The sequence below is a fragment of the Tsukamurella pseudospumae genome (genome assembly GCF_001575195.1).
Classification (GTDB): Bacteria; Actinomycetota; Actinomycetes; order Mycobacteriales; family Mycobacteriaceae; genus Tsukamurella; species Tsukamurella pseudospumae.
The window spans coordinates 141,508-155,024 of sequence record NZ_LSRF01000058.1 but is presented as its reverse complement, the minus strand read 5'-3'; the positions used below and the strand labels follow the sequence as shown (position 1 = coordinate 155,024).

Sequence of the window (13,517 nt, the reverse complement as noted above, 5' to 3'; positions counted from 1 at the left end):
TGGGGGCGAGATGTCGCACGACGAGAACCCGCTGGACCGGATCAGTTCCGGGCCGGCGCCGACGGGACCGAGCCCGTGGCGGTCGAACCGGCTGCCGACCGGGAGCCCGTACGCGAACGGGCTGTACGGCACGGGCGAGGTCCGGAGCCCGCGGCGCCTCGGCCGTTCCGGGTGGATCACCCTCATCGTCGCGGTCGCTCTCATCGCCGGCGCCGTGGCCTGGGCCGCCGTGTCGAAGCCGGACCGGTCTGATTTCGCCTCGCCGATCGGCACGGCGACGTCCCCACCCCGGCCCCCGAGCGTCGGCCAGGTGACCGGTAGCGCCGTTTTCACGACCGCGCTCGTCTCGCCGCCCGGGTGCGCGCTCCCGCCGCTCGCCGCGACCCGCGAGTCGGTGGAGGCGTTCGCGCGGTCCGGCACCGTCTGCCTCGAGGCGGTGTGGGGCCTGCGGGCCGCGACGGTCCGCCCGTTCAGCTCCCCCGACGATGTACCGCCCGGCCCCGGCTGCTTCGCCGGCGAGCCGATCACCACCTTCGGGACCTGCAACGACGACATCTACCTCAACGTCGATGCCGCGATCGAGGGCGCCGGCAACCAGGCGCCGCACCTGCTGCAGTGGCTCTCCATGGCCGTCGCCGACCGCGCCGAGAACCGGGCCGGAGCCGCGGCCGACGCCGCCGCGCTGATCCGCTCCGTGGACGGCGCGAGCCCGCTCGGCATCGAGTACCGCAAGCGCAGCCACGCGCAGACACTGTGCCTCGCCGGCGCGACGATGCAGCGCCTGGTGGACCACGGCATCACCCGGGCGGACATCGGCCAGGCATCGGCCCAGTCCCGGACCTGGACCCTGCTCGGCGACGGCACGGGCGGCCCGAAGGTCCAGGCCGCGACCGCGCAGCAGTGGTTCGACCGCGGCAGCCTGTCGCCGACGCAGGAGGTCTGCCGGACCGCGTGGACGGTCCCCGTCGACCAGATCTCCTAGCGCAACCCCAGCCCGTGCAGGCGGTCGGTCACGGCCTGCGAGTCGGGCGCGACGATGTGCCGCAGCCGCTCGCGGACGGCGTCCTGCGCCATCGGGTTGAGGGCGGCCAGTCGCGCCTCGTCCGGAGTGGTCGCGGCGGCCTCGATGTCGGCACCCGTCAGCGCCGCGACCGTGGCGCACAGCACCGCGATCGCCTGCTCCGCGTCGGCCACGGCGATCTCGAATCCCGGCCCGTCGTCGTGCACGCCCCACACCAGGAACTCCGCGAGCGCAGTGGGGTCCTCGGGCACGTAGGCGCAGCTCTGCAGGCCCGACGGTGCCGCCACGGCCAGCCCGTCGACCAGGGACATCGGCTCGCGCGGGGGCGCCAGCAACTCCAGTTCGATTGCCATCTCCTCGACCCTAACCCTTGCCCGGGGTTGCTCCACGCATTAGGTTAGGGTTACCTTCATGGACACCACCGAGCGAGAGGAGCCGTCATGAGTGCCCCCACCATCATCGAGCCGACCCCGGCTGAGCGCGTCCGCACCGTCGCGGCCGTCCCCCACGCCGCCGTCCTCGTCGCCGACGGCTACGAGCCGATCACGCTGGCCCTGCACCACGTGCTCGGCGATCGGCTCGTCGTGTCCGTCCCCGACGACGCGCCCTGGCTCGAGGGCGCCCGCGCCATGGTCGAGATCAACGACATCTCGCCGCTGGCGCTGCGCGAGCGCACCCGCTCCCTCGTCTGGCTCTCCGGCCGGCTGTCCGAGGTGGCCGACGGCGCCGCCCTCGCCGCGCGGGTCGCTGTCGAGAACCCGCTCGAGGCACTGCTCGACGTGGGCAACGGCGCCCGCCTACTGGTCATGCCGATCGAGTCGGCCGTACTCGCCGACACGGCCGGCGCGGCGTCCGTGTCGGGCTCGGAACTGGCGGAGGCGCAGCCGGATCCGTTCGCGGGCTACGAGTCCGCGTGGCTGGCGCACGTCGAGTCCGGGCACCCCGAGATGGTCGGGCAGCTCGCGCGCCGACTGCCTGGCAAGCTCCGCAACCACCGGGTCCGCCTGCTCGGTATCGACCGGTTCGGCATCCGCTTGCGCGCCGAGCACCACGAGCTCTCCGATGTGGACGTGCGCCTGAACTTCCAGCAGCCCGCCGGCGACATGGCCGCGTTGCAGCGCGGCATCCGCATCCTGCTCGGCTGCCCGTTCCTCAACGGCCTGCGCGCCGGCTGACTTCTCCTCACAATGTGGAGTTCCGCGGCATCGTGAGCGTTCTCAGGTACCTGACAGTGCCGCAGAACTCGATTCTGTGAACAACCGCGGGCAGCGAAAGTTTCATACGCTTACTGGGGATGAACCTCCTCCGCTCCGGGGCAGGCCTCGGCGCCTACGGTCACGCTGAGCGACATGGACCTCGTGACGCTGATCGCCGAGAACGCCGACGCCGGCGTCATCTCCCGGGCGCGGCTCATCGCGCTCGGAGCGGAACCGCGCGAGATCAGCAAGCTCCGCCACGCCGGAGTCCTGCTCGTGATCCGCCGCGGGTGGTACGCGATCGCCGGTGCGGATCCTGCGGTGATCACTGCCGTCCGCGCAGGCGGAACGGTGACCTGCGTGTCGGCGCTCGCCTTCCACCCCGAGGTGTGGGTCCCGCCCGGAGTGCAGCGCACTCACATTCGTTGGCCGGTGCATCGCGCCGAGCTGAGGGGCTCCGGCAAAGTCGCCCAGCAGCGGACTGCGCGCGCGGCCATGGCCGCGCGGCGCCAGCGGGACGGCGGGCGGAACCCACGGCGTGCCGGCACGGACGACATCGGCTGCGCAGACGGGGCACGTCGCGCGAGACGGACACGGGACGGGCCGTGGTCGAAGATGCGCGCGTGGTCGAAGAGTTCTCCTGGCTCGACGGCCCTCTCCGCCTATTGTCACTCGCACCGACCGCCGAGTACGTCCGACCGCGCCGTGGACCCGCTACCGATCGCCCTGCAGTGCGCGGCGAACCGCCTCTCGCCCGACTACCTGGTCGCGGTCTTGGATTCGACGCTGCGAAGGCAGCCGGCCTACACGCAGGAGGATCTGCGCGTGATCTTCGCCGGCGCGCCGCATCGGGTGCTGCGTCTGCTCGATCGCCTCGATGCGGAGGCCGGCTCCGGCACCGAATCCGTGGCGCGGTTCCGACTCCAGAACGCGCGCTTCGCGGTGCGCAGTCAGGTCGAGATCGAGGACGTCGGACATGTCGACCTGCTGGTCGGCGAACGGTTGATCGTCGAGTGCGACAGCAGGGCTCACCACAACGACGAACAGCGCAGGGAGGACAACCGCCGAGACCGCCGGGCCACCGTCAGCGGCTACAGCGTGCTCCGTATCGAGTACGAGGACGTGATGTTCTCGTGGAACACCGTGCTCGCGGACGTCGTCGCGATCATCCGTGGACGGCCCCGCGTGCCCGGGCGGCACTAGTTCACGTATTCGAGTTCTGCGGCACCGAAGGTCATCTCGTGACGTCTCCAGTGCCGCCGAACTCGAATTCCTGAAGCGACCGTCGTCAGTGCGCCTGCACCGTGATGTCGGTGCCCTTCGGGGTCAGTACGTATGCGCCGACCGCGACGGCGAGCAGGATCACCCCGCCGACCAGGCCCGTGGTCTGCAGTGACGCGGTGAATCCCTCCGCCGCGTGCCGCGCGATCTCGGGGTTGCCGACCTGCTCCGCGATGGCCATCGCGGCGCCGAGGGATTCACCCGCGGCGTCGGCCGTCGCCCCGTCGACACCGGGGATCGCTCCGAAGGCGGCGTCGGCGGTGTAGAGCATCGCGGCGACACTGCCGAGGATCGCGACGCCCAACACGTTGCCCAGGTCGTACGAGGTCTCCTCGAGCGCGGCTGCGTTGCCCGCTTTGTCCTCCGGCGTCCCCGACATGATCATCGCCGAGGCCACCGTCATCGCGCCCATCCCGACGCCGACCAGGATCAGCGGGGCCACCAGTCGCGCGTAGTCCAGGTGTGCGGGAGCCGCGAGGAGAACCATGCCGACCGATGCCGCCACCAGGCCACCGGCCAGGACGACGCGGGCGCCCAGGACGTTCGCGAGCCACGGGGCAGCGAGCGAGGCCACCACCGCGGCGACGGCGACGGGGAGCAGCCGGACACCGGTCTCGATCGGCCCGTAGCCCGCCACCAGCTGCATCCACTGCGCGAGCAGCAGCAGCGCGGCGGCCATGGCGAACATGACACCCAGCGCCGCGATGATCCCGGCCGAGAACTGGCGCCGACCGAAGAGCCGCACGTCGAGCAGCGGGTACTCGCGACCCAGCGAGCGCCGGACGAACGAGCCGAGCACCACCACGGCGATCAGCAGCGCGACGAGCGCCGGCCCCGACAGCAGCGTGTGGTCCTTCGCGAACCGCTTGATCGACCAGACCAGAGCCACCATGCCGGTGATCGACATGAGCGCACCGAGCCAATCCCAGGCGCCGCGGGCGGGCACTGTCGACTCGGGCAGCAGGAAGAACCCGATGACGAGCACGATCGCCATCACCGGGACGTTCACCATGAACGCCGCGCGCCACGAGAAGTTCTCCAGCAGAACACCGCCCACGATCGGCCCGATCGCCGCGCCCACGCCGGACACCGCGGCCCACAGGCCGAGGGCCTTCGCCCGCTCCGCGGGGTCGGTGAAGATCACGCGCAGCATGGTCAGCGTGGTGGGCATGATCATCGCGCCGCCCACGCCGAGCGCCGCCCGCAGGGCGATCACCTGGCCGGGAGTCTCCGCCCACAGGACGAGCGCCGAGGCGACGCCGAAGACGACGTAGCCGAGGAGCAGCATGCGCTTGCGGCCGAACCGGTCCCCCAGAGAGCTGGTGGAGACCAGGAGCCCGGCCAGCACGAGCGAGTAGACGTCGATGATCCAGAGTTGTTGCGCGGCACTGGGTCGCAGGTCGGCCGCCAGGTCCGGGACGGCGATGTTGAGGATCGTCATGTCCACGGTGATCACGAGCAGGCTCGCCGAGAGCAGCAGGGCCGCGGCCCAGCGCCGCGTCGCGGACATCGCGGGCGCGGTCGAGAGGTCGGTCATGGCGTCGTCTCCTGTCGAGGGGTCCAGAGCGCAGCGATCGCGCGGTCGAGGAGCGTTCGCTCCGAGGGTTTTTCGGAGAGCGCCGTCTGCATGATCGCGCCGTCCGTGAGCATCGACACGGCCGCCGCGCTCTCGGTGGTGATGTAGCGCTCCAGCATCGTGAGGAAGTCCGCTTCCCACCGGACGGCGAGCATCCGGAGGTCCGGATGCAGGGGCGCCGAACAGGTCACGGCGAAGTCGGCACCGACGAGACGCGTGTCCTCGAGGTAGCGGTGCAGCGACGCCGTGTAGGCGGCGGGCGATGCCCCCTCCCGGACGAACTCGGCCTCCAACTCGCCGAGCCAGCGCTCCGCGTCCACCACCAGCGACGTCAGGGCGGCCGCGCGCAGGTCGTCGAGCGTGGCGAAGTACTGCGTGGTCGAGCCGAGGGGTACGCCCGCCCGGGCCGCGACCTTCCGGTGGGTCAGCGCGTCGGGCCCGTCTTCGAGGACGATCTCCGCGGCGGCGGCGATGATCTCGCGGCGGCGGCGCTCGGGGTCGCGGCGACGGGGGATGTCGGTCATTGCTTCAGCTCCTCATGTACGTCTGTACATGTACAAATGTACATCAGATGGAACGGGACGAAAGGGACTAGATTGTGATCATGACGACACCCGAACCCGTACCGGCGTCCGCGGAGAAGAAGCCGGTCGGCGAACGCGCAGGTGAGATGGCTAAGAAGGGCGCGCAGCAGGTCGCGATCTGGGTCGGCGTCGCCGTCGTCGCGGTGATCGTCTATTCGATCGCCGCAGCGGTCATCCCGCGGTGGTGGGCCCAGCGGGTCGGCGAATGGGTGAACAAGAGCATGCTCACCGGCACCGGACTCGGCCTCACGTTCGGCATCCTCTGCACCCTGATCCCGCTCCTGCTGCTCGTGTTCGCGGTCAAGCGGATCCGCCGGTCACCGAAACTGGCGACGGCGGCCGCCGTCCTCGCGGTGGTCGTCGCCGTTCCGAACCTCATGACGGCGAGCATCGCCGCCGGCATCAGCAACGCCGCGAAGGCCGGGCGGGACGTGATGAACGTGGACGCACCGATGTTCCGTGGCGCCACGTTGTGGGGCGCGATCATCGGCCTGGTACTCGCGATCGCCATCCCGATCGCCGTCAGGATCTACGGGAAGCGTCGGGAGGCGCGCAAGCTCCAGAAGGCGGCCGACAAGGCCGCGGTGAAGCAGGCCAAGATCGCCGCCAAGGAAGAGGCACGGGCCGAGAAGGCCGCCGCGCGGACCGATCACGAGTCCGGCGACCTCTGACTCTCCGCCGCGTGACGGTGCCCGATCCGGCGCCGTCCGCTACGCCGGCGTCGTCCCGCCCACCAGGGCGGCGATCCGGTCCGCACTCGCGATCAACCTCTCGCGCGGGTAGCGATCGTCCTCCGCGAGCAGCAACCTGCCCGACTCGACGATCACCGCGAACACCATCCGCGCCGCCAGCGACGGATCTTCGACGTCCGCATCCGGATGCTCGGTCAGCATGCGCTCGATCCGCCCCGCCGCCGCGGCGCGGCCGCGTTCGAGCCGAGCCCGAAACACCGTCGTCGTGCTGTCGGAGAGCTCGAACACGGCGCGCCACAGGTCGGGCGATCGCTCGAAGGTGAGCAGCAGGCCCGCGTAGAGCTCCGCGACCAGCTCGGGGAGCGCACGCCCGGCGGCGGCCGACGGGAACGCTGCGAGGTACTGCTCCGTCGCCCTGCGCTCCTCCCGCACGAGGGATGCGCGCAATAGGGCGTTCGAGTCGTCGAACAGCTTGTAGACGACGGGCCGGGTGACGCCCGCCTCCTTGGCGACGGCGTCGATCGACACCTTGCCGACGCCGCGCGTCGCGATCACCCGGAGCACAGCGTCCAGGAGCTGTTCCCGACGGTCCGCGGGCGTCATACGGGCGGCGTAGGGACGTTTGGCGGGGCGGCGGCGGCCCGTAGCCTCCGCCGTCACATCGTCGATCACCGTCTTGACTCTCCCAGCCATATCGGGAATGTTACATCGACTGAAGCTACAGTGGATGTAACAATTGAGGAGGCGCCATGATCGACGACCACCGTGGGCGCGTGTGCGTCATCGGTGCGGGCTACGCCGGAATCGGGCTCGCGCGGGCACTGCGGGGCGCCGGCATCCCCTACGACCACCTGGAGGCCACCGATCGGATCGGGGGCAACTGGTCGCACGGCGTCTACGACTCCACGCATCTCATCAGCTCCAAGAAGTCCACGCAGTACGCGGACTTCCCGATGCCGGAGCACTACCCCACGTTCCCGAGCGCCGCGCAGATGCTCGAGTACCTCCAGTCGTACGTCGACCGTTCCGGCCTCGCGGAGAACCTCGAGTTCGACACGGAGGTCCGTTCGGTCCGGCCCGTCGACGCGAACGGCACCGCCGGATGGCTCGTCGAGCTCGCCTCCGGCGAGGTCCGCCACTACCGCGCAGTGGTCGTCGCGAACGGTCACTACTGGGAGCGCAACCTCCCGTGGTACCCCGGTGAGTTCACCGGCACCCAACTGCATTCCAAGGACTACAAGAATCCGGCGGACCTCTCCGGCCGCCGGGTCCTCGTCGTGGGCGCGGGCAACTCCGCGAGCGACATCGCGGTCGAGGCCTCGGCCGCGGTCGGCACGGCGGACGTCTCGATGCGCCGCGGCTACTGGTTCATCCCCAAGACCCTGTTCGGCGTCCCGTCCTCCGAATGGGACCGGATCTGGTGGCCGATACCGTTGCAGCGCACCGTCTTCAAACAGGCGCTTCGACTGAGCTACGGCGACTACCGCCGATACGGCTTGCAGCGACCCGACCACCGGCTCTTCACCCGCGATGTCACGGTCAACACGTCCCTCATGTACGCGCTCCAACACGGCAAGGTCTCCGTCCGACCCGAGATCGAGCGGTTCGACGGTGCCCGGGTCCGTTTCACGGACGGCACGAGCGCCGAGTACGACACGATCGTCTGGGCCACCGGGTTCCACACCCGGTTCCCCATGCTCGACGAGTCGATGTTCGTCTGGGAGAACGGCGATCCGCTCCTCGTCGAGCACGTCCTGGTGCCGAGGTACGCGAACCTCTACCTGTGGGGACTCGTCGCGCCGCGGTCCGGCGCCGGACGCATCATCTCCTTCGGCGCCGACTTCCTCGCCGAGGCCATCCCGGCCCAGGACGGGGTCACCGAACCGCTGTCGGACATGCTGGCCCGACGGTTCCCCGCACGATCCTCGATGCTCGCGGGATCCGCCGAGATCCTCTGCCGGATCAGGTTGCTGCGCAGCGCACTCCGCCTCCAGCGCGCCCGCGCCGTCCTCCGCCCCCGGAACAACCTCTCGAAGGAGCCGATCGGATCATGAGTATCCCGTCCCCCACCCCCGATGCCCGTGTCCTCATCACGGGCGCCTCCAGCGGCATCGGCGCCGCCCTCGCCGAATCCTTCGCGCGCCGCGGACATTCGCTGATCCTCGTCGCTCGGCGGGAGGATCGGCTGCACACGCTCGCGGCCCGGCTACGTGCCGACCACGTCGTCGATGCCGATGTCCTCGCCTGCGATCTCGCCGACGGCGCCGCCCGGGCGCAGCTGCTGACGCGTCTCGAGACGGTCGAGCTCGCCGCGGTGGGCCTCAACGCCGGCTTCGCGACCTACGGCTCCGTGCTGGAACTGGACCCGGCACGGGAACGGGAGCAGGTCGTGCTCAACGCCGTCGCGGTCCACGACCTCGCCCTCGCACTCCTGCCGTCGATGGTCGCCCGCGGACGGGGCGGCGTTCTCATCACCGGTTCCACCGCGGGAAACCAGCCCAGCCCCAACAACGCGACCTACGCGGCCACCAAGGCCTTCGCGAACACGCTCGCCGAGTCGCTGCACGGCGAGCTCGCCGGCACCGGGGTCACGTGCACGCTGCTCGCGCCGGGACCCGTTCGCACCGAGTTCGCGTCCGTGTCGGACCTCGGCGCGATCGAGCACCGCCTCCCCGGCATCGCCTGGGTCACTGCGGAACGCGCCGCCGAGGCCGCCGTCCGCGGACTCGTGACCGGCCGGCGGCGCGTCGTGCCCGGCCCGATCGCCAAGCTCCAGGGCTTCGGCGGAATGCACACGCCGCGGAGCATCCTCAACCCCGTCCTGCGCCGCGTCTACGGGGACCTGCGATGAGTGAGTACGGACTCCTCGGCGGGATCCGCGAGACACTGCGGCTCGCACCGCCGCGCGGCCTGCTCTACTGCGACGCCCACTACTTCACCGCGACCGTCGAACTCGATCCGGCCGCGATGCGGCCGTGGCTGCCCACCGGCGTCCGGCTCGCGCAGCCGTACCGCGCCGAGGTCTTCACAGCATGGTTCCCGCACTGCACGTACGGATCGGTCTACCACGAGGCCGGGATCTTCGTGCACATCAGAACCCTCGGCGGGCGCACCGGGATCCACTGCCCGTGGATGATCCTCGACGACGACACCGCGCTCATCCTCGGCCGCGAGCTCCTCGGCTACCCGAAGAAGATGGGCGAGATCGGCTGGAACCTCGACGGAACCGCGATCAGCGCGAGCGCCTCCCGCCGCGGCCACGACCTCATCGCGATGCGCGGGGAGCTCGGTGCGACGGTGCCCGACGCACCTCCGATCCTCGGCCGCCCGCACCGCAACGTGACCGGCACGCTCGGCCTCGCGCTGCCCCGGATCATCGGCTTCACCCCGGGCGAGCATCCCATCGAGACCCGACGGGTGCACCTCGACGAGTTCACGGTGTCGGGTTCCGAGCGGGATCCACTCCACCTCATGGGAATCGGGCGCGTCGTCGACGCCCGTCTGCACCGCGTGAACCTGTCCGCCGGCAGCCCGCCGATCCCGCTGCGCCCACTCACCCCCCTCCATTCGATCGCCCACCTCCGACCGAGAGTGCTCTGACATGACCGCCACCCTCCTGTCCGAACCGTTCCGCCTGCCGTGCGGCAGTGTCCTGTCGAACCGGATCGCCAAGGCCGCGATGAGTGAACAGCTCGCGCACCGCGACGGCGTACCCGGCGACGGCCTCCGCCGGCTGTACGCCGTGTGGGCCCGGGGCGGCGCGGGACTCCTGTTGTCCGGCAACATCATGATCGACCGTGCCGCGCTCACCGAGCCGGGCAACGTGATCCTCGACGACAGCCGCTGCCTCGACGCCGTCCGCAGTTGGACCGACGCGACCGGGGGACCGACGCGGCGATCTGGGCCCAGATCAACCACCCCGGCAGAGTCGCGGTCTCGCCCTTCAACCGGCGGCCGGTGGCACCGTCGGCGTCCCGGAGCACCGTTCCCGGATACAACTTGCGCCGGCCCCATACGCTCTCGAACGCCGAGATCCACACGGTGATCGCGCGATTCGCCCGCACCGCACAGCTCGCCGTGGCCGGCGGCTTCCACGGCGTCCAGGTGCACGCCGCGCACGGCTACCTGCTCTCCCAGTTCCTCTCGCCCCTGGCGAACACCCGCACCGACGAGTGGGGTGGAGACCCCAGGTGCCGGAGCCGGATCCTTCTCGAGACCGTCGCCGCCGTGCGCGCGGCGGTGGGCGAGTCGATCCCCGTCTCGGTGAAGCTCAACTCCGCCGACTTCGTGCACGGCGGCTTCACCGGCGAGGAGGCGCTCGCCGTGGCGGTCGCGCTGGGCGAGGCCGGAATCGACCTGCTGGAGATCAGTGGGGGCGGGTACGAGCAGCCGGCGATGACGGGCGTCGCAGCGGGCCAGGAGACGAGCGGAGAGGGCTACTTCGTCGACTTCGCCCGCCGGATCCGCGCGGCCTCCACCGTTCCCATCATGCTGACCGGCGGCCTCCGCGACACCTCCGCGATGGAATCACTGATCGGCGACGGTGTCGTCGACGTCGTCGGACTCGGACGGCCGCTCGCCTTCGTCCCCGACTACCCCCGCCGAATCCTCGCCGGTGACACCCCCACGCTCCCGCCGGGCGCCCCGCGGCTCGGCTATCGACCGGCCGACGGCTACCTCGAACTGGCCTGGCACAACGACCAGTTGCACCGCATCGCGGCCGGCAGGACCCCGCAGAAGCATCCGGGAGCGCTCACTCTCGCGCGGGCGATCGGCCGGATCGCCGGCGGCGCCGCGAAACAGGCGGTGATCCCCCGCTAGACCGACCGCACCGTCGAACAGCGTTCCGGGAGATCAGATCCCGAACAGGGTCTCGATCGGCGTCTTCGCGAAGTACAGCAGGAACAGTGCGGCCACGATCCACAGCAGCGGGTGGATCGTCCGCCACTTGCCGCGTGCCACGGCCATGATCACCCAGGTGATGAAGCCGATGCCGATGCCGTTCGCGATGGAGTAGGTGAAGGGCATCGAGACCACGGTGAGGAACACCGGCAGGGCGATGTCGAACCGCGACCAGTCGATGTCGCGCAGCTGGCCGATCATCATGGCGCCCACGATCACCAGCGCCGGCGCGGCGGCCTCGGACGGCACCACCTCGTAGAGCGGGGTGAAGAACATGGCGAGCAGGAACAGCACGCCGGTCACGATGTTCGCCAGGCCCGTCCGCGCGCCCTCGGCGATGCCGGACGCCGACTCCACGAACACGGTGTTCGACGACGCCGAGGCCCCACCACCGACGATCGCGCCCGCGCCCTCGACCGCCAGGGCCTTGCCGATGTTCGGGACGGATCCGTCGTCCTTCATCAGCCCGGCCTCCTTGGTCAGGCCGGTGATGGTGCCCATGGCGTCGAAGAAGTTCGACAGCACCAGCGCGAACACCAGCACCGACGCCGCGAGCACGCCGATCCGGGTGAACGCACCGAACAGGTCCACCTCGCCGACCAGTGACAGGTCCGGCGCGCCGCCCAACGAGGACGGGAGCTCGGGGATGTTCAGGCTCCAGCCGTGCGGGTCCTTGAACGACGGTCCCAGGCCCGCCACCTTCTGCACGATCAGGGCGACGATCGTGGTGACGACGATGCCCAGCAGGATCGCGCCCGGCACCTTGCGGACCACGAGGATCCCGATGAGCAGGACGCCGAAGACGAACACGGCCGTCGGCCACGCGGCCACGGAGTTGCCGATGCCGAGGCCGACGGGCACCGTCGTCCCGGCGGCGTCGGGGATGCGCCGGACGAACCCTGCGTCGACCAGGCCGATGAACGCGATGAAGCAGCCGATGCCGGCGGCGATGGCCGCCTTGAGCTCGGCGGGAATGGCGCGGAACACCGCGGTGCGGAAGCCCGTGACACCGAGGATGACGATGATGACGCCGTCGATCACCACCAGGCCCATCGCCTCGGGCCAGGTGACCTGCGGCGCGATGGTCACCGCGAGCAGGCTGTTGACGCCCAGGCCCGCGGCGATGCCGAAGGGGTAGTTGACGATCAGGCCGAAGGCGATGCTCATGACGCCCGCGGCGAGGGCGGTCACGGCGGCGACCTGCGCGGTCGGCAGCACGTGGCCGAGCACGTCGACGTTCTTCGTCTGCCCGACGACGCCGCCGATGATGATCGGGTTGAGCACCACGATGTAGGCCATCGTGAAGAACGTGACGAGGCCGCCGCGGAGCTCGCGGGGCACCGTCGAACCGCGCTCGGAGATGCGGAAGAACCGGTCGAGCGGTCCCAGGCGGGACTCGGTGGGAGCGGACACGCGTGTTCCCCTTCGGGCGGTGGGCTTCGATCGCGCGAATCGTACAACGCCCCCGCTAGGGTGGCCCCGTGACCGTCCCCGAAGCCGCGCCGCGCGAGCGCCGCCTGCTGCGCGCCGAGGTCGCGATCGTCCTGACGGTGACCTTCGCCTGGTCGGGGCTGTATTCGCTGGTCCGGTTGATCGGTTACCAGCTCGGGGCCGGGGTCGGATCGACGACGGTGACCCTCAACCCCGTCCGCAGCCCGCACGCGGTCATCGACTTCCTCCTGCAGGTCCTGGGCGCGGTCCAGTTGTTCGGATGGGCCGCACTGGCGCTCTACCTGCTGATCCGGTCGGGCATCGGGTTCGCGGACATCGGCCTCGCGCTGCGCGGCCCGCGCGCCGCGCTCATGCGCAACATCGGGTTGGGCACGGGCCTGGCCGCGCTCATCGGGATCCCCGGCCTGGCGCTCTACGCCGCCGGGCGGGCGTTGAGCGTGACCGCGAGCGTGGTGCCCGCGTCGGGCGACGTGCAGTGGTGGCGGATCCTCACCTACGTCCTGCTCGCGGCCGGCAACGCCGTGGCCGAGGAGGTCGTGGTGGTGGGCTACCTCATGACGCGGCTGCGGCAGCTCGGGATGGGTCGCGCGGGCACCCTCGCGTCGTCCGCGGTGCTCCGCGGCAGCTACCACCTCTACCAGGGCTTCGGCGCCGGCCTCGGGAACCTGGTGATGGGCCTGGTCTTCGGCGCCGCCTACGACCGCTGGCGCAGGCTGTGGCCGCTGGTCATCGCGCACTTCCTGCTCGATGTGGTCGCCTTCGTCGGGTACGCGCTCCTGCGGCCGCACCTCGGCTTCCTACGCTGAATTCTCA

At 70.7% G+C, this 13,517-nt stretch carries 14 protein-coding genes; 9 read left to right on the top strand and 5 right to left on the bottom strand.

All coding sequences use genetic code 11. From position 1 onward, the window contains the following. Positions 1 to 10: 10 nt before the first annotated feature. Complete coding sequence (locus AXK60_RS19220) at positions 11 to 982, top strand: hypothetical protein (RefSeq protein ID WP_068573605.1); 972 nt, start codon at positions 11 to 13, stop codon at positions 980 to 982. Here the strand turns inward: AXK60_RS19220 and AXK60_RS19215 are convergent. Continuing rightward, entirely contained in the window at positions 979 to 1,374 is a 396-nt protein-coding gene (locus AXK60_RS19215) for a hypothetical protein (protein ID WP_068573604.1), read from the bottom strand. The two genes, AXK60_RS19220 and AXK60_RS19215, sit on opposite strands and share 4 nt — an antisense overlap. A gap of 87 nt (positions 1,375 to 1,461) precedes the next feature. On the opposite strand from AXK60_RS19215, the gene AXK60_RS19210 reads away from it, so the two are divergent. After that, positions 1,462 to 2,196, top strand: a complete 735-nt coding sequence (locus tag AXK60_RS19210) for a DUF2470 domain-containing protein (protein ID WP_068573603.1) — start codon at positions 1,462 to 1,464, stop codon at positions 2,194 to 2,196. 174 nt (positions 2,197 to 2,370) lie between these two features. Further along, on the top strand, positions 2,371 to 3,420 hold the full coding sequence (locus AXK60_RS19205) for a type IV toxin-antitoxin system AbiEi family antitoxin domain-containing protein (protein ID WP_068573602.1): 1,050 nt from the start codon (positions 2,371 to 2,373) through the stop codon (positions 3,418 to 3,420). Between the two features lie 85 nt (positions 3,421 to 3,505). On the opposite strand, the gene AXK60_RS19200 is transcribed toward AXK60_RS19205, so the two are convergent. Further along, positions 3,506 to 5,035 (bottom strand): MFS transporter, encoded by a 1,530-nt coding sequence (locus AXK60_RS19200; protein WP_068573601.1) that lies wholly within the window; start codon positions 5,033 to 5,035, stop codon positions 3,506 to 3,508. After that, positions 5,032 to 5,598 carry a TetR/AcrR family transcriptional regulator gene (locus tag AXK60_RS19195; protein ID WP_068573600.1) on the bottom strand — a complete coding sequence of 189 codons (567 nt, stop codon included), beginning with the start codon at positions 5,596 to 5,598 and terminating at the stop codon, positions 5,032 to 5,034. The genes AXK60_RS19200 and AXK60_RS19195 overlap by 4 nt, the downstream gene beginning before the upstream one ends. An 80-nt stretch (positions 5,599 to 5,678) precedes the next feature. Here AXK60_RS19195 and AXK60_RS19190 point away from each other — a divergent pair, with 80 nt between their 5' ends. Further along, positions 5,679 to 6,329, top strand: a complete 651-nt coding sequence (locus tag AXK60_RS19190) for a hypothetical protein (RefSeq protein WP_139058047.1) — start codon at positions 5,679 to 5,681, stop codon at positions 6,327 to 6,329. A 39-nt stretch (positions 6,330 to 6,368) separates the two neighbouring features. Here AXK60_RS19190 and AXK60_RS19185 read toward each other — a convergent pair whose 3' ends face one another. Next, positions 6,369 to 7,043 carry a TetR/AcrR family transcriptional regulator gene (locus AXK60_RS19185; protein ID WP_068745393.1) on the bottom strand — a complete coding sequence of 225 codons (675 nt, stop codon included), beginning with the start codon at positions 7,041 to 7,043 and terminating at the stop codon, positions 6,369 to 6,371. Positions 7,044 to 7,099: 56 nt separating this feature from the next. On the opposite strand from AXK60_RS19185, the gene AXK60_RS19180 reads away from it, so the two are divergent. The 4 genes from AXK60_RS19180 (at position 7,100) to AXK60_RS19165 (ending at position 11,171) form a co-directional block, all read left to right on the top strand. Continuing rightward, the gene (locus AXK60_RS19180; RefSeq protein WP_244881134.1) at positions 7,100 to 8,404 is read left to right on the top strand and encodes a flavin-containing monooxygenase; all 1,305 of its coding nucleotides are present in this window, start codon (positions 7,100 to 7,102) and stop codon (positions 8,402 to 8,404) included. Further along, positions 8,401 to 9,201 (top strand): SDR family NAD(P)-dependent oxidoreductase, encoded by an 801-nt coding sequence (locus AXK60_RS19175; protein ID WP_068573597.1) that lies wholly within the window; start codon positions 8,401 to 8,403, stop codon positions 9,199 to 9,201. Before AXK60_RS19180 ends, AXK60_RS19175 begins: the two co-directional genes overlap by 4 nt. Next, complete coding sequence (locus AXK60_RS19170) at positions 9,198 to 9,950, top strand: acetoacetate decarboxylase family protein (RefSeq protein ID WP_068573596.1); 753 nt, start codon at positions 9,198 to 9,200, stop codon at positions 9,948 to 9,950. The genes AXK60_RS19175 and AXK60_RS19170 overlap by 4 nt, the downstream gene beginning before the upstream one ends. Positions 9,951 to 10,214: 264 nt before the next feature. After that, the gene (locus tag AXK60_RS19165) at positions 10,215 to 11,171 is read left to right on the top strand and encodes an oxidoreductase (protein ID WP_244881133.1); all 957 of its coding nucleotides are present in this window, start codon (positions 10,215 to 10,217) and stop codon (positions 11,169 to 11,171) included. Positions 11,172 to 11,204: 33 nt separating this feature from the next. Here the strand turns inward: AXK60_RS19165 and AXK60_RS19160 are convergent, their stop codons facing one another. Beyond that, positions 11,205 to 12,665, bottom strand: coding sequence for an NCS2 family permease (locus AXK60_RS19160; protein ID WP_068573595.1), 1,461 nt, complete (start codon positions 12,663 to 12,665; stop codon positions 11,205 to 11,207). Between the two features lie 68 nt (positions 12,666 to 12,733). On the opposite strand from AXK60_RS19160, the gene AXK60_RS19155 reads away from it, so the two are divergent. Beyond that, entirely contained in the window at positions 12,734 to 13,510 is a 777-nt protein-coding gene (locus AXK60_RS19155; protein ID WP_068573594.1) for a CPBP family intramembrane glutamic endopeptidase, read from the top strand. Positions 13,511 to 13,517 lie beyond the last annotated feature (7 nt).